The sequence below is a fragment of the Paenibacillus sp. FSL H7-0756 genome (assembly GCF_038006765.1).
In the GTDB taxonomy this organism is placed as follows: domain Bacteria; phylum Bacillota; class Bacilli; order Paenibacillales; family Paenibacillaceae; genus Paenibacillus_AQ.
The window spans coordinates 1,699,534-1,714,425 of sequence record NZ_JBBOVT010000003.1 but is presented as its reverse complement, the minus strand read 5'-3'; the positions used below and the strand labels follow the sequence as shown (position 1 = coordinate 1,714,425).

The 14,892-nt window shown below is 52.6% G+C and carries 14 protein-coding genes and 1 pseudogene; 5 read left to right on the top strand and 10 right to left on the bottom strand.

All coding sequences use genetic code 11. From position 1 onward, the window contains the following. Positions 1–6 precede the first annotated feature (6 nt). The 3 genes from NST04_RS33255 to NST04_RS33245 all read right to left on the bottom strand — a co-directional run bounded on the left by NST04_RS33255 (position 7) and on the right by NST04_RS33245 (position 2,422). The gene (locus NST04_RS33255; RefSeq protein WP_341188013.1) at positions 7–1,314 is read right to left on the bottom strand and encodes an amidase; all 1,308 of its coding nucleotides are present in this window, start codon (positions 1,312–1,314) and stop codon (positions 7–9) included. Between the two features lie 168 nt (positions 1,315–1,482). Further along, positions 1,483–1,938, bottom strand: coding sequence for a hypothetical protein (locus NST04_RS33250; protein ID WP_341188012.1), 456 nt, complete (start codon positions 1,936–1,938; stop codon positions 1,483–1,485). A 34-nt stretch (positions 1,939–1,972) separates the two neighbouring features. Next, the gene (locus NST04_RS33245) at positions 1,973–2,422 is read right to left on the bottom strand and encodes a LytTR family DNA-binding domain-containing protein (RefSeq protein WP_341188011.1); all 450 of its coding nucleotides are present in this window, start codon (positions 2,420–2,422) and stop codon (positions 1,973–1,975) included. A gap of 411 nt (positions 2,423–2,833) precedes the next feature. Between NST04_RS33245 and NST04_RS33240 the strand changes: the two are divergent. After that, positions 2,834–3,482, top strand: a pseudogene (locus tag NST04_RS33240) (transcriptional regulator). A 390-nt stretch (positions 3,483–3,872) separates the two neighbouring features. Here the strand turns inward: NST04_RS33240 and NST04_RS33235 are convergent. Continuing rightward, complete coding sequence (locus NST04_RS33235; RefSeq protein ID WP_341188010.1) at positions 3,873–4,148, bottom strand: CD3324 family protein; 276 nt, start codon at positions 4,146–4,148, stop codon at positions 3,873–3,875. A gap of 380 nt (positions 4,149–4,528) precedes the next feature. Between NST04_RS33235 and NST04_RS33230 the strand changes: the two genes are divergently transcribed. Then, positions 4,529–6,220, top strand: coding sequence for a M3 family oligoendopeptidase (locus tag NST04_RS33230; protein ID WP_341188009.1), 1,692 nt, complete (start codon positions 4,529–4,531; stop codon positions 6,218–6,220). Positions 6,221–6,374: 154 nt separating this feature from the next. Here NST04_RS33230 and NST04_RS33225 read toward each other — a convergent pair whose 3' ends face one another. The 3 genes from NST04_RS33225 to NST04_RS33215 form a co-directional block, all read right to left on the bottom strand. Then, positions 6,375–6,569, bottom strand: coding sequence for a transcription initiation factor TFIIIB (locus NST04_RS33225; protein WP_341188008.1), 195 nt, complete (start codon positions 6,567–6,569; stop codon positions 6,375–6,377). A 50-nt stretch (positions 6,570–6,619) separates the two neighbouring features. Next, entirely contained in the window at positions 6,620–7,006 is a 387-nt protein-coding gene (locus tag NST04_RS33220; protein WP_341188007.1) for an iron chaperone, read from the bottom strand. A 102-nt stretch (positions 7,007–7,108) separates the two neighbouring features. Then, entirely contained in the window at positions 7,109–8,041 is a 933-nt protein-coding gene (locus NST04_RS33215; protein WP_341188006.1) for an alpha/beta hydrolase, read from the bottom strand. Between the two features lie 268 nt (positions 8,042–8,309). Here NST04_RS33215 and NST04_RS33210 point away from each other — a divergent pair, with 268 nt between their 5' ends. Both NST04_RS33210 and NST04_RS33205 read left to right on the top strand, forming a co-directional pair. Further along, positions 8,310–8,804: a sigma-70 family RNA polymerase sigma factor gene (locus NST04_RS33210; protein WP_341188005.1), complete on the top strand. Its 495-nt coding sequence runs from the start codon at positions 8,310–8,312 to the stop codon at positions 8,802–8,804. Between the two features lie 20 nt (positions 8,805–8,824). Then, a complete protein-coding gene (locus tag NST04_RS33205; RefSeq protein WP_341188004.1) occupies positions 8,825–10,345 on the top strand; it encodes a DUF4179 domain-containing protein in 1,521 nt (506 codons plus the stop codon). Between the two features lie 80 nt (positions 10,346–10,425). On the opposite strand, the gene NST04_RS33200 is transcribed toward NST04_RS33205, so the two are convergent. Together NST04_RS33200 and NST04_RS33195 are read right to left on the bottom strand one after the other, a co-directional pair. Beyond that, complete coding sequence (locus tag NST04_RS33200) at positions 10,426–11,664, bottom strand: RICIN domain-containing protein (protein ID WP_341188003.1); 1,239 nt, start codon at positions 11,662–11,664, stop codon at positions 10,426–10,428. Between the two features lie 298 nt (positions 11,665–11,962). Then, complete coding sequence (locus NST04_RS33195) at positions 11,963–12,610, bottom strand: hypothetical protein (protein ID WP_341188002.1); 648 nt, start codon at positions 12,608–12,610, stop codon at positions 11,963–11,965. Positions 12,611–12,785: 175 nt separating this feature from the next. Between NST04_RS33195 and NST04_RS33190 the strand changes: the two genes are divergently transcribed. Beyond that, the gene (locus NST04_RS33190; RefSeq protein WP_341188001.1) at positions 12,786–13,673 is read left to right on the top strand and encodes a fructose bisphosphate aldolase; all 888 of its coding nucleotides are present in this window, start codon (positions 12,786–12,788) and stop codon (positions 13,671–13,673) included. A 113-nt stretch (positions 13,674–13,786) separates the two neighbouring features. On the opposite strand, the gene NST04_RS33185 is transcribed toward NST04_RS33190, so the two are convergent. Next, positions 13,787–14,830, bottom strand: coding sequence for an Atu2307/SP_0267 family LLM class monooxygenase (locus NST04_RS33185; RefSeq protein WP_341188000.1), 1,044 nt, complete (start codon positions 14,828–14,830; stop codon positions 13,787–13,789). Positions 14,831–14,892 lie beyond the last annotated feature (62 nt).

Sequence of the window (14,892 nt, the reverse complement as noted above, 5' to 3'; positions counted from 1 at the left end):
GAGCGGTTACTCCTCAGCCAGCTGCGGCCATAGCTGGCGCGCCCAGGCTAACAGCAGCTCGTCTTCTCCATATCTTCCTATGCACTGGAAGCCGAGCGGCAGGCCTTCAAGCGTTGCCGCAGGCAGACTGACCGTAGGCACTCCCGCGAACCCCCAGACCGCAGGCATCCCAGCCCAGCCCGTATTCCGCTCCTCGATCTTCGGCGCAGTCCCCCCTTGGGCCGGAGAGACCCACAGGTCGATCCCCTCCTGCTCCATAAGCTCCATCAGATCACGCCGCAGCTCCCGTTGCCGGGTGCGGTACTGCTCCAGCTCCTCCTCCGGAATCTGCTGTCCTCTAAGGATCGCTTCCTGCACGGGAACGCCGTATTCTACTCTATGTTCCGCGAATCTATCTTCATGCTCCCGTGCCAGCTCCCCCTCAATGAAACGCAGCATGGCATTTCCGTAGATGAGTTCATCCTCCCACGGCATTTGGACGTAACGGACTTCATATCCAAGCTGTTCAAGCCCTGAGATCTGAGCCTGGAACACCCCTTTGACTTCTGCGCTCATCAGCTCCATATAGACTCCCTTAGGGATACCCAGAACCGGCTTGCGGGAGACTTCGGCAGAGCGGTTCTGCCAACTTGGGACAAGCAAGGCCGCCGCTGCCTCCATATCAGGCAAATTCTGCGTGAAGAACCCTACCGTGTCAAAAGACGGCGAGAACAGCAGCACCCCATCCAGCGGAACCCGGTCATAGCTGGGCTTGAACCCGACCACCCCGCAAAAGGACGCCGGAGCGATCACCGAACGCAGCGTCTGTGTGCCCACAGCCAGCGGACAGAGCCCTGCAGCCACCGCTGCGGCGGAGCCTGCACTGGACCCGCCGGGAGTATGTGCGGTGTTATGCGGGTTACGCGTTGCAATCGGTCCGTTGTAAGCAAATTCCTCGGTCACCGTCTTGCCTGCAATCACGGCCCCGAGGGCACGCAGCTTGGTAACCAGAGACCCCTGGGCGCCGGTTAACCGCTCAGCGGATAGCTGCGATCCCGCCCGGGTCGGCAAGCCGTCCACGTGGAGCAGGTCCTTAATGGCTACAGGAATGCCGAATAGGGCCGGTTTTCGTTCATCTGCGCTGTAAATCCTTTGCAGCAAAGCTTTTTCCGAATCCAGACGCCCTTCAATCCCATCCTCAGGGACAAACGCATGGATATGCGGCTCAAGCTGTCTGTAACGCTCCAAGTACGGGTCAAGCACAGTTTCAGGTGAATATCCGGGCTCTTGAATCCGGCTCATCATTTCTGTCAGGGATACCTTGTGAAGCAGCATAAGATCATCTCCATGGAAGATTATGTATAGCATTTGGCTTATTACGGTTCAGTCAGCAAAAGGTAACAGAAATTCCTAGGTTTTCTCATACTCATACTCATGCTCAAAAAGCCACCCGGGCCGCTTCCCCTCCAAGATGGCTTTCATGCTCCCTGGCTCCAGTGCTTCCTAAAGCTCTTCGTTGGTTTGATCTCCGCCCTGCTTATACTCATTCAGCTTCTGATTAAGCTGCCTGGCTTCCCGTTTCCCGTCGATGTGCATCATCGCGTACACCATACTTTTGACCACCAGAATAACGATGACGAACGGCACCAGCACTCCCTTATCCATCAGCGGGCCGTCCGCGAACAGCCACAGCCAGAGAATGACCAGCACATCGGCCAGGATGAAGCAGAGATAGAAGCTGACCGTCTGCACTTTGGGATCTACCTCATACGTATTCACCAGCGCATACCGGAAGCAGGTAAAAGCCGCCGCCCCCAGGAACAGCTGCACCAGCAGCGAGCCCCGGATCATCTCCGTAGCATTCAGAGCCAGCACAACCGCTGCAAGCACCATCAGCCCCCCGCAAGCCACCAGCAGATCCTTCACGAACAAAGACACATACTTTCTGGTTGTAATCATGAGCTTTCCTCCTATTTGAGTCTTGATGACGCAGCTATAACCCTAACTTCCGTTTCAGCACCGGGACATATTGTCTGGAGATGTAGACCTTCTCACCGTTGTGCAGCAGCGCTTCGTATCTTCCGTAGAGCACCGGACGGAGCGACTCAATCTTCGCCACATTCAGGATACTGGATTTGGAGGCCCTGAAAAAATCGCCAGACTCATACTCCGTCTCCAGCTCATACAGCTTCAGCCTCGACTCATACACCTTCTCCTGGCAGTAGATGAACACCTTATGATCTACCGCCTCGAAATAATAGACGTCACGCGGATGGATGATGTGCATCTGTAGCCCGGTCATACCGATCAGCTTCCTTGCGCCTGCGTTCACCGAATAGAGCAGCGCCAGCAAGCCTTCATCCGGGTCATTGCACCTGAGAATAATTTCAGGCTCACCGCCCTCCGGAACCTGCTCAATCGTGATTTTCACCGCCACCGCCACCGCCACCGCCTCCTGCCTTCTCTCCCTACAGCTACAGTATATTTTTGTCAAAAGACTTATACAATGGCCTTTGCGCAAGCTGCACTTTAGCGGGTTCAAGCTGCAGGTTTGGCAGGTTCAAGCTGGTCCAACCAAATCCAACCAAATCCAACAAAGTGCAACCAAGTCCAACAAGGTGCAACCAAGTCCAACTCCTTCGTTGGCTCTTCTGCAATATAAGGTAACGGTTATAAAGGGAAATACGATATAATACCGGTATAGGCCGTGAAGAACACGCCGTCTCAATAGAACGTTTATCTGGAGCTGACTCTGGATACGTTGTATCGGGGCGGCTTTTCTTGTGTTCGGCTTCGGGTTCACTGCAGATTCACTGCGGATTCACGGCCAATCTACTGTAAAGGGGAAGCTTCATTGTCGAGATTCGAGCAGCAATATGAGGAATGGCTTCAGGAACAAATTCATGCGGAGACAAGTTCAATAAGGTTGGAGTTTCTTAATAAGGGGTTGGGGCACGGGACCGTAGAGTTTCTGCGCTCCATCTGGTTTCCCGCTGTCGGCAATTTCAAGTCTCTGTATGCGGAGTGGGAGGTCCGTGATTTCAACAACGGTTACCGTTACTTAGATCTGGCGTATATGCCAGGCGGTGCTAAGGGCGGCATTGAGATTCAAGGCTTTGGTCCGCATGCACGGGATCTTGATGTCAGGGCGGTTCAAAGACTTATGCCGACGGCATTGTCTATTAGCGCTGGACGGCTGGACTTTTTTGCCCATCGCCTATCCGTCTATTACAGAAGAGCCTCAGCTCTGCCAGCAGCTCGTGCTTGCGTTCATTGGCAGATTCGCTGCTACTGATGTAACCGCATCCTTATCCTGGCTGGAGGCAGAAACTGTCCGCCTGGCCCGTCGCGTTCTGCGCCCGCTGACACCGCTGGAGCTGGCGGCGCATTTGCGGGTATGTGACCGTCAAGCCAGGCGCATTCTTCATCATCTCGTTGAGTTGCAAATCCTGGAGGTGGCGAGTGGTTCTACGCGGATTCGCACGTATAAGCTCCGGGTCTAACTTTGGTAAGAACCGCTAATCTTGACTCCCCCCGCTTTTGGTGGACGAGTCTGCCGGCGTGGACTGAGAAGCGCCTATTTTGCTAAAAATAAGGTTTTTCTGCGCTTCGCGGACAGAGATTCCGCTATCCGACCTAGAAGTCACCCAAACAGCCTGTTTGAACAGCAATAGCGGATTGTCAGTCCGCCAAAGGTCCATTTGGCCCTGAAAATCCACAATAGCGGAATCTCAGTCCGCAGCCGCTTAGAACACTTGGCCATAGCAGTTTAGCCGATGCCCTTGATCACACGCTGTCTTTTTGCCGATGCACACTTGACCATACACTGCATCCGCCCCGCCCTTTTCCCGGTCAGGTCAGCCCCGCCTCCCCAAGCCTGAAAAACCCGCAGATCAGCTCTGCGGGTTCCTGGAATATACGATTTTGCGGATGCTATCTATCGATAACCCGTATTGCTCACACAATTGGTCCAACTCTGCACCTTCTTGGAAGCGGCTACGGATCTCAGCATTGCGGACTTTATAGTAATCGGCTGCCCCTGAGCTTTCGCCCCATTTTTTGCGTTTGCTCTTGCAGGTCGGGATATACAGGGCTTCCCCTTGAATATATTGCTGAATCTCCTTCAGCAGGTGGTCTGGCAACAGCTTTGCTGCATTTACACATTGCATATCTGGCTCGCTCCTTAAAATATATTAATCTTTTAAGGGCAAAGCCTGTGTAAATAACTGTATTACATAAAACATACTTCAGGCGAATAAATCCGCTCCATGCCAAGCTTTCGCCTTAGTTATTCCACAGGCTTTGCATGGAGCGTGCCGTTCACATACTGACTCATCCGAAACATGGCCATCACCTCCCGGGATTCAATAATTGGTGCAGATTAACTCTATTCTAAAATAATCTCCATATCGGTTCAACAACGGATGTTTGCGGTACCAGGAGTATAGCGTTTAGCTATAATCAAATATTACCGGAAGAACATTAGTTTTTTGCGCGCGCCGATTATATAATAGAAACTATATGGTAAAGAAAGGATGCGATGCAGCAAATGAAATTCTCAGAATATGTATACGAACGACCGGATGTGGCTCAATTCAAGCAGGAGTTCACCACTCTGCTGAAGGACCTGGAGACAGGCAATCTGGAGGAGCAAAAGGCTGCCGTGACAGCAATCAATAAGCTGCGCAGCCGCTTCGATACGATGGAGACCCTCGTGAGTGTCCGCCACTCCATCGATACGGAGGATGCATTCTACAAGGCAGAGCAGGACTATATGGACGAGACCGGACCGGTGATCCAGGAGTATATCACGGATTATTACAGAGCCCTCGTCAACTCCAAGTATAGAGCCGAGTTCGAGCAGGAATGGGGAACACAGCTCCTAAGCTTGGCCGAGATCTCACTGCGCACCTTCAGCCCTGAAGTCATTGAAGATCTGCAGCTGGAGAATAAGCTGTCCTCCGAATATTCCCAATTGATCGCGTCCGCCAAAATCATGTTCCAGGGCGAAGAACGCACGCTGGCACAGCTGATTCCGTTCGATTCTTCCACGGACCGTGAAGTTCGTAAAGGTGTATTCGAGGCCCGCAATGCCTTCATGGCAGAGCATGAACCCGAATTCGACCGGATCTATGACGAGCTGGTGAAGGTCCGGGCAGGAATCGCTGCCAAGCTGGGGTACAAGAGCTTCGTGGAGCTCGGGTATGACCGGATGGGACGTACCGATTACAATGCTGAGATGGTGGCGGGCTTCCGCAAGCAGGTGCATGAGCATATCGTGCCGGTTGCGGGGAAGCTGAAGCAGCGCCAGCGCGAACGCCTTCAGCTGGACGGACTGAAATTTTACGATGAGGGCATTAAGTTCAATTCCGGCAACGCGACCCCTAAGGGAGACCCGGACTGGATCGTGGCGAATGGTGCGAAGATGTACCAGGAGATGTCCCCGCAGACCGGTGAATTCTTCACCTTCATGCAGGAGAACGGGCTGATGGATCTGGTCAGCAAAAAAGGCAAGGAATTCGGCGGCTACTGCACCTTCTTCAGCGACTACCGTGCTCCGTTTATTTTCTCCAACTTCAATGGAACCGCCGGGGATATCGATGTGCTGACCCATGAGGTCGGGCACGCGTTCCAGGTGTATTCCAGCCGGAATATGGCGGTCCCTGAATATGCATTCCCAACCTCCGAAGCCGCTGAGATTCATTCGATGAGTATGGAGTTCTTCGCCTGGCCATGGATGGACCTGTTCTTCAAGGAGGAGGCGGACAAGTACCGTTTCAACCACTTGGCTGACAGTCTGGAGTTCATTCCTTACGGCGTATCTGTCGATGAATTCCAGCATTTTGTGTACGAGCATCCGGAAGCTACGCCGCAGGAACGCAAGCAGGCTTGGCGGGACATTGAGCGGAAATATCTGCCGCACCGTGATTATGACGGTAATGCTTATCTGGAACAAGGCGGCTTCTGGCACAAGCAGGCCCATATTTTCCGCTCCCCGTTCTACTATATTGACTATACCCTGGCCCAGCTCTGCGCCTTCCAGTTCTGGAAACGCTCGAACGAGGACTTCACCTCGGCCTGGCCGGATTATCTGAAGCTCTGCCAGGCCGGAGGCAGCCGCTCCTTCACCGAGCTGGTGAAGCTTGCCGGATTAACCTCCCCGTTCGAGGATGGCTGCATCGGCTCCGTCATCGGTGAGATTGAGGGCTGGCTGAACAGCATAGACGATAAGGCGCTGTAGGGACTGAAATTGATGCTTGTTTTGCTCCAGTCTAATGGTAGTAATACCTGCGGTTATGCAGCTACTGACCGCTAACGCCCCAACTAACTAAGATTAGGGGCTGTCCCAAAGCCATCAAACGGCTACTTGGGACAGCTCTTTACTGATCTTCATTTTATTTATCCTCAAATTTATGTGGCTCTTTAACAAAACTTTTTAAAATAAATCCACACGTTATACAAATTACATGAGTAACATCTGATCCTAATGTTAGCATCTTTTTCATAGGATACACCCTAGCTTCGCCGTGCGACTTGCCCTCCCCCCATTTTGTCCCTCCACATTCTGGACAACATTCTTCGTTTCTCATCTCGAACCTCCTGCAATGAAATTAATCTTTTCATTACTTCTACTGACTTGCTACTTCTTCTTCCCCTTCTCTGCAGCCTCCTGCTTGTTCTCTTCCACTCTGAATTTGACGATTCTGGCAATGAGCTCATAGGGGAGCGGCTCCTTGATGGGGAACTGTACCGACCCTTTGGCCCCTTTATACTGCGCCAGTTCCTCCTTGAAGGCTTCGATTCCACTGGGTGCCGGGTAGAACCCAATGTGCGTCTTGTAGGCGGCAAAATGCACCAGATTCTTATGCAGGAACCAGGTCGGCATCTGGTAGCTGATCTTCTCCACTGCCTCCGGCGCAGCTTCCGAAATGACCTTACGCAAGGTCTGCAGAAGCTCCTGGACCTCCGGCGCAAAGTCCGCAATATACTGGTCAACCGATTCATAGGTAACTTTATTCTTGTCCACTTCGGCTTCATCTCCCTTGGGCTGGTTCATAGGCGTAGTTAAGTAAGCCCAACTTATATGTAGCACACAGCTTTTCCAAATTCAAATTATAATGCGTAAGCGTCATGATTCCTTCGTCCTCCCGGCATAGAATTTCAAATATTCGTCCATATGGCTCTTCCAATAGTCCCCGTCATGCTGGCCTGCCCTGAGGTGATATTCCACCGGCACGCCCTTCCCCTTAAGCAGGGTATACAGGCGCTCCGTGCCTTCATAGAACCGGTAGCTGTCCTCCGCTCCGCAGTCCAGGTAGATACTCAAGTTCGATAAGTCCCTATTCTGCGCCAAAAGAAGCGGATCACGCTCCTGCCGCAGCGCCTCCGTCGGATAGAGAAACTGGACCAGACCGTTCTCCCCTCCGGCAAGAGACCAGTCATCCAGGAACAGCGCCGGGCTATGCCCGCCAACCCTGCTATACACGTCTCTATGCAAGAACGCAGAATGCAGGCTGATAAAACCGCCCATCGATATGCCGCCAATATAGCGGGAACCGCGCTCAGCCAGAGTATTGAAATGCGTATCTGTATACTTCACAACATCCTTCACCAAATAATCCTCATACCGTTCACCACCCAGCGCTGTGGGATCACCCGGATTAGCTATAGCATTCAGTCCATAGCTGTTGTCCATCTGGGGAGCGACGATAATGAGCGGCTCGATTTGACCGTTCTCAATCAGTCGGTCTGCATTCTGCTGAAGCTCCAGCCCGCCCCACATATCTGTTTCTTTGCTGCCATAGCCATGGATGAAATAGAGCACCGGATAACGCTGAGAAGCCTTGTACCCTGCGGGAAGATAGGCACTAAGCCGCATCTCCCGGTCCAGGGCCTCACTGTAAAAAATTAGATTTTGAACGCCGGGACTTTGCTGCGGTGCCGTCTCAACCTTGTCTGGAGCACCTTCAGAGTCTTCGCCTGAGTTCCGTGAACAACCTGCCAGCATTATACACAGTATGATCAGAAGCAGATACAGTCTGGAGCTTCGAGAACCTTTCATATCGGCCGCCTCCCGTTCTCCGCTACAATCGTAGCGCTTACAATAAACAATATCATGGAACTGGATATTAATAGTAGAACAATTATGTTGTCTATGTATTATTAAGTCAGCCAGCAACTACTGGATGGCCTATCTTATATGTGTTTTAATAAAAAATCAATCGTTTTTCCGGTCTGCTGCGTCTTACTTATGAAAACATATTTCGAGGACGACTTCTTCCATAGACCAACATAACAAGGAAGAGGGGATGGTGAATGGGGGGAAGACAATGAAAAAAGCCAATACAGCAGAGCTGGCGCTGATGGATGAAGAGGTGTTCTATGAGCGGCTTGCAAGTGAGCACCGTAAACTGTATGCGCTCGCGTACAGCTATCTGCGCTCAGAAGCAGATGCCCTGGAAGCGGTGCAGGAAGCCTCGTGCCGGGCCTGGATGAAGCGCAAACAGCTTAAGAACGAGCAGGCCTTCACACCTTGGCTGCTCCGGATTACCATCAACTGCTGCATGGATGAGCTAAGGCGTAAAAAACGCGTCGTGCTGACGGAGAAGCTTGAAGAGGAAGAAGCCCAGGAGATGAGGAGCAGCGATCGTCTCGATCTGGAGCGGGCGATGAAGCGGATGAAGCCGAAATACCGGCATGCCGTGATGCTCAAGTATTACCAGGATATGACGAACGCCGAAATTGCCAAGGTCCTGAATAAGCCGGAAGGCACGATCAAGACCTGGATGCGTCAAGGGCTCATGCAGTTGCGGAAATATATGTGAGTATGTGGGAGGTGGCAGAAATGTTGGAAAAAGAAGAGCGCGTTCTGAAACAGGATGCCCAGGAGGTCAATCTTGATGCCCAGACGATTCAGGAAATGAAAATTTATAAGGCCATGCGCAGTGGAATGGCGCAAGGGAAAAAACGCAGCAAACGGCGTTTCTATTCCTATGGGGCCGGCGCCGTATTAGCCGCGGCCGCAGCCATTTTTGTGATTGTCTCATCCATAGGCTTGCCGGCCGGAGGTACAGACGGTTCCGTCCTCGGCGGTTCAGTGCAGACGTCCAGCAACACAAGCTGGAATGATTTTGCGGACTATCGCACACACCCGTTAACGAACCGGCTCTTTGGCGACATCCTGGAACGAAATCTGGTCAAACCGGTCCGTCAAAGCGCAACAAACAAAGGATACCGTATGGATGTGGATGGCGCCGTCACGGATGGCCGTAAAGTGTATATCCTATTCAATGTGCACAACGGTACGGATCAAGAAGTTACTCCTGCACATACGAAAATTCAATTCGGTGATTATGAGGTTCCAGATCCGCATCGGGGCGCAGCCCTGGAAATAGCGTACGGCGGCGACTCCAGAATTCAACCCGGCCAAACCAAGGGTTTTATTTACTCTACGAACTATCCTGCTTCCATCACTGATTCCAAGGATCTGAAGTTCACTCTAATTCTCACCGGAACGTCCGAACAGGCGCTCACTTCCAGCAGCAACAAGTATCGGACCAGCCTGGAGGTATCGTTTCAGCTTGATCCAGACGATTTCAAAGACCAGGTGCGCACGCTGCCTGTGAACCGCACGCTTACAGTGGACGGTCAACAGATTATAGTGCACCAAGTACAGTATACTCCGTTCCATACTTATGTCGATCTGGAGTATGACAAGGCGAATACCAAACAGATTTTCAGCCTGCTGAATCCTGTTCTGACCGCAACAACCGGGAGTCAAACCGAGAAATTGGTATATCCGGGCAGAATCACGGCCGATAATTCCGAGGTGTACAAAGACAACTCGCAGGCAACGCTGGTGTTCAGGTATACCGGGCTTAACCAGCCGGACTCTACCACACTGAAAATTGCCGGTATCTCGGCGCTGGAGCCGGACCGTATGAAATTTGTGGTCGATCCGAACAAGCAGCAAGTGATCGAAGCACCGACAAACGATTGGGAAATAGTCACCTCCACAAAAGAACATAATGCAACGGCGGCAGAGATTCTGCTCCGGCGTGAGGTGAGCGGCCTGTCTTATTATACCGATTCACAAGGGGCGGTACAGGCAGAGTCCATCGGCGTAGGACTGGACGACAAATTCACCGATGCGAACGGCCGGGTGCATGATAGAACCAATCGGGAAACACCACTAATCAACTTCGGCGGAACCACGGTTTCTAGAGATGGTACGGGAATTGTCGAGATGAGTTTATCTTTTGGCAGTCAAGCTGCAAATTACCCGCAGCCGCTTACCCAATCGGTCTGGCGCATTTGGAATCCAATTATGGAGACGCAGAGCATCGAGCTGTTCTCAAAGAAATAGACTACAGCAAGAAGCCCCGCCCAGCCGACAGGCTTGCGGGGCTTCTTGCTTATTTATCTGGACTTTGGAACTTCCACTCCCTAATTAATTTTGGTAAGCTGCCACTTCTGGGCGTCGGTTCCGTTGTCCGTCCATTGCTGCACGGCCGCTCCGTCTGCTGTAGAGGAGTTCGAGACATCCATGGCCAGCCCGCTGGCTTTGGAGATCAGCTTGTAATATCCGCCGCCCACATCGACGATGCTCCACCGCTGGGCGTTACTGCCGTTGTCATTCGCCTGCTGGAGCTGGACTCCGCTTGCCGTGGAAGCGTTCGGCACATCGAGCAGTTTGCCGCTATGCATCGCTGTAAGCTTGTAAAAGCCGTCTCCCGTGCTCTCCACTCTGAATTGCTGATTGGCGGCGGTGTAATTAGTCCACTGATGCATTTTGGCTCCGTCTGCTGTAGAGACATCCGTCACATCCAGCACCTTACCGCTGGCTTTGTTCATCAAGGTGTAGACTCCGCCGCTGACAATACCGCTCGAAGGAGCGCCCGCCTGATACACCCGCACATAATCCACCAGCATCTGCGCCGGGAAGCTGGTTGCTCCATTCGGAGCGCCAGGCCAGTTGCCGCCTACCGCAAGATTCAGCAGCAGGAAGAACGGTTTCTGGAATTCCTCTGTATTGCCGGTTCCATTCTCAATATAGAATTCATTGAACTGGTTGCCGTCCACGAACCATCTGATGTACTTGGAATCCCATTCCACGCTGTACACATGATATTGAGAGAAGTCCAGATTACCGGACACCCTGCCGAATTCGGCATGGCCTCCTGCATCCCAGTGCACCGTGCCGTTAACGGCTGCGTTATTATTTACCCGCTCCATAATATCGATCTCACCGCAGGCCGGCCAATAGGCCGTATTAATATTGGAGCCGAGCATCCAGAACGCAGGCCATAAGCCTTGCCCGGACGGCAGCTTGATTCTGGCTTCGATTTTGCCGTATGTGAAATTCTTAAGCCCCTGCGTCTTAATCCGCGCCGAGGTATAGTTCATGCCTTCATAGGATTCTTTCTGCGCAGTAATGACCAGATTGCCGCCGGTTACCTTCAGATTCTGTGAACGGTTGGTATAGTATTGCAATTCATTGTTGCCCCAGCCCCCGGTGCCTGTGCCAATCTCGGCTGTCCAGTTGGCAGTGTTCAGGGAAGATCCGTCGAACTCGTCGCTCCAGGCCAGATTCCAGGTTGCTGCGCTTGCGCTTCCCGCTGGGACCAGTGCGATTAATAACGTGAACAGCATGAACAAGCTTAAGACTTTACCTCTTCTAAACATCTTCGTCCTCCTTTTTTGCGTTTCGAAGTTGCCCTGCTTATTTCAATGCACGCGTACGTTCGCGCAGTTGAAACCTTACCCAACCGGTTTCGGACATGAATATGGCAGCGCCTTCTTCTGCTACATCCCATATATATCGCTTTTGCTTCCCGGAAGAACCAGAAATTTGACAATTCAGCGAACCTGGCGGAAAGGAGGGGCTGTCCTTTTGGAAAGTACTCCTTGTCACCCCCAAACACAGCAAAAAACCGCTCTCCAACGGAGGCGGTTCCTGTTTTTGCAAAGAGTGATTGCCGTACTACTCGAGTCCGTGCTCCTCGCGGATCTTATACATCCCTTGCACGAGCAGCTCCGAAGGATCACGGTTAAGCTGCAGATGCGTCAGTAGCAGATGGAGCGGGATAGCGCAGACGTTATTTCCGTCCGTGATTGCAGGGAAGCCTGCTTCAAAGACCGGTCCATGCTCCTCGTTCCAGGCCAGTCCGGCATGCACCTGCTCCGGTGCGAACTCCTCCGTTACAGCGGCGATACACATCGGAACCAGCACATTGTCGACAGCAGCTTTGGCTTCCTCTTCACTGGCAAGCGGCTTAGGCATGGAGTTGCCTCCCTTGGTCTTCATCATCTCGTGGAAGAAGGATGCCATCCAGATCTCCGGACTGTTGCCGGTCTGGAAGCGGCCAGCCAGCTCACGAAGGAAGAAACCGCAGTAATAATCAGCGTTATCTTTATCCTTCACACGGAATACAAATACCGGGCCGTAGTTGTCCAGGTTCAGCACCTGTCCTTCCACATCGCTGAAGCTCATTTTGAGAGCTACAATGCCGTTATGAAAAACAGCCTTGAGCAGCTCATTCCAATTCTCTTCGGTCATTTCTTTCCCGGCAGCTTCCGCTTCCCCGTTGACCGGCTCATTCGTAGTCTCATTGGTTGTTTCGTTTGTCATAGTTAAATTCACCCCACTTTCTATCATACCATCCTATTGAACAAGGTAACATACCATATCTCTCAGGCGCAAATGGAAAGCTCTGCCGGACCCGGATGTATGTCCTTATGCGCAAGTGCTATACTAGACAGGGTACAGAAACCATCTCATCTTGCAGAAGGGAATGACACTAACCATGAATACCGAACAATTGGACCGGATTCACACTGGCCAAGGCTTTATAGCTGCTCTGGACCAGAGCGGAGGAAGCACCCCCAAAGCGCTGCTGCAATACGGTATTAAGGAAGACCGTTATTCAGGGGACGAAGAGATGTACACCATGGTTCACAGCATGAGAACACGCATTATTCAGAGTCCCGCCTTTACAGGCGAGCATATTCTCGGTGCAATTCTGTTCGAGAACACGATGGACCGCCTCATAGACGGGCAATATACCGCCGATTACCTGTGGGAGCAGAAGGGCGTCGTGCCTTTTCTCAAAATAGACCAGGGACTGGCCGCTCCTGAGCACGGAGTCCAGCTTATGAAGCCTATTCCCGCCCTCGATGATCTGTTGAAGCGGGCAGTCAGCAAGCATATCTTCGGCACCAAAATGCGCTCCGTGATCCATGAGGCGAACCCGGAGGGTATCCGGCAGGTAGTGGAGCAGCAGTTCGGGCTGGCCCGGCAGATCGCCGCCTTCGGACTCGTTCCGATTATTGAACCTGAAGTAGATATCCTCAGTAACGACAAGCAGGAATCAGAGCAATTGCTGAAACGGGAACTGGCCGCACGCTTGTCTGAGCTGCCAGATGGCATGAAGGTCATGCTCAAGCTGTCGATCCCGACAGAGGATAATTTATACAGCGGGCTCGCCGCAGATCCCCATGTAGTTCGGATCGTAGCCCTCTCAGGAGGGTATACCCAGGCTGAAGCCAACGAGAAGCTGGCCCGCCAGCATGGAGTGATTGCCAGCTTCTCCCGCGCCTTATCCCAGGGGCTCAGCGATCAGCAATCCGAGGACGAATTCAATAGCACTCTCGCTGCATCGATCCAGGCCATATATAAGGCTTCGATTACTTGATCAGATCCATGCTCATTTAAGCTCATAGCTTCATATACAGAAGAGGACCCCAGGCCTAGTGCCGCAGGGTCCTCTTCTGTATATTCCGAATAAAAGTTCCGCAGGAGAGATGCTCACTTAAGCCGCTTAATGCCCTCCCGCACCCTAGGCGCTACCTCTGTCCCGAAGAGACGGATGGCCTGCATCACCTGGGCATGCGGCATGGAGCCGTGCGGGACATGCAGCAGGAAGCGGCTAATCCCTACATGCTCATAGAGGTGGATGATTTTGCGGGCAACTGTGTCCGGATCGCCTACATATAGAGCACCGTCAAAGCTGCGGGCGGCATCGTAATCCGCACGGTGATACGGCGGGAGCCCTTTCTCCACCGCCCGGACATTCGTACGTGCATGTGTGGACGGGAAGAAACCCTCTACCGCAAGCTCGTCCGTCTCCGCAACATAACCATGAGAGTGTGAGGCAATTGGAAGCTTGGATACATCATGACCCGCCTTGGCTGCTGCCTCCTTATAAAGCCGTACATGCATGGCATAATCGGAAGGGTTCACATTGCCGATAATTGCCAGGGCAAAGGGCAGACCCAGGGTACCCGCACGGACCGCAGACTCCGGAGTTCCCGCACTCGCAATCCATACGGGCAGCGGATGCTGCTCCGGACGCGGATAGATCTCCAGATTCGTAATAGCCGGACGGTGCTTGCCGCTCCAGCTCACCTTGCCGGGCTCCCGCAGCTTGAGCAGCAGGTCCAGCTTCTCGTCAAACAGCTCTTCGTAGTCCTTCAGATCATAGCCGAATAGAGGAAACGACTCGGTGAACGAGCCCCGGCCCACCATAATCTCGGCACGGCCGCCCGATATCCCGTCCAGTGTTGCGAAATCCTGAAATACCCGCACCGGATCGGCTGAGGACAGAATCATGACCGCACTGGTCAGACGGATTCGGGTCGTCAGCGGTACAGCCGCCGCCATCAGCACAGCAGGCGATGAAGCTGCAAAATCAGGCCGGTGATGCTCACCCACGCCGTATACATCCAGTCCCACCTGATCCGCAAGCACGATCTCCTCCACCGCTTCGCGCAGCCGCTCCGCATGGCTTAGAGTCACTCCGGTATTCACATCAGGCGTTGTCTCGACAAAGGTGCTTATTCCAAGTTCCACGTCTTGTTCCTCCTAGAAGTCAGTAATCTTTATATTCTAAAACTAAATAGTTAAATATTCAA

Coding starts and splice junctions, on each gene's coding strand:
- NST04_RS33255 (WP_341188013.1), bottom strand. CDS start 1,314: ATGCTGCTTCACAAGGTATCCCTGACAGAAATGATGAGCCGGATTCAA.
- NST04_RS33250 (WP_341188012.1), bottom strand. CDS start 1,938: ATGATTACAACCAGAAAGTATGTGTCTTTGTTCGTGAAGGATCTGCTG.
- NST04_RS33235 (WP_341188010.1), bottom strand. CDS start 4,148: ATGCAATGTGTAAATGCAGCAAAGCTGTTGCCAGACCACCTGCTGAAG.
- NST04_RS33230 (WP_341188009.1), top strand. CDS start 4,529: ATGAAATTCTCAGAATATGTATACGAACGACCGGATGTGGCTCAATTC.
- NST04_RS33225 (WP_341188008.1), bottom strand. CDS start 6,569: ATGAGAAACGAAGAATGTTGTCCAGAATGTGGAGGGACAAAATGGGGG.
- NST04_RS33215 (WP_341188006.1), bottom strand. CDS start 8,041: ATGAAAGGTTCTCGAAGCTCCAGACTGTATCTGCTTCTGATCATACTG.
- NST04_RS33210 (WP_341188005.1), top strand. CDS start 8,310: ATGAAAAAAGCCAATACAGCAGAGCTGGCGCTGATGGATGAAGAGGTG.
- NST04_RS33205 (WP_341188004.1), top strand. CDS start 8,825: ATGTTGGAAAAAGAAGAGCGCGTTCTGAAACAGGATGCCCAGGAGGTC.
- NST04_RS33200 (WP_341188003.1), bottom strand. CDS start 11,664: ATGTTTAGAAGAGGTAAAGTCTTAAGCTTGTTCATGCTGTTCACGTTA.
- NST04_RS33195 (WP_341188002.1), bottom strand. CDS start 12,610: ATGACAAACGAAACAACCAATGAGACTACGAATGAGCCGGTCAACGGG.
- NST04_RS33190 (WP_341188001.1), top strand. CDS start 12,786: ATGAATACCGAACAATTGGACCGGATTCACACTGGCCAAGGCTTTATA.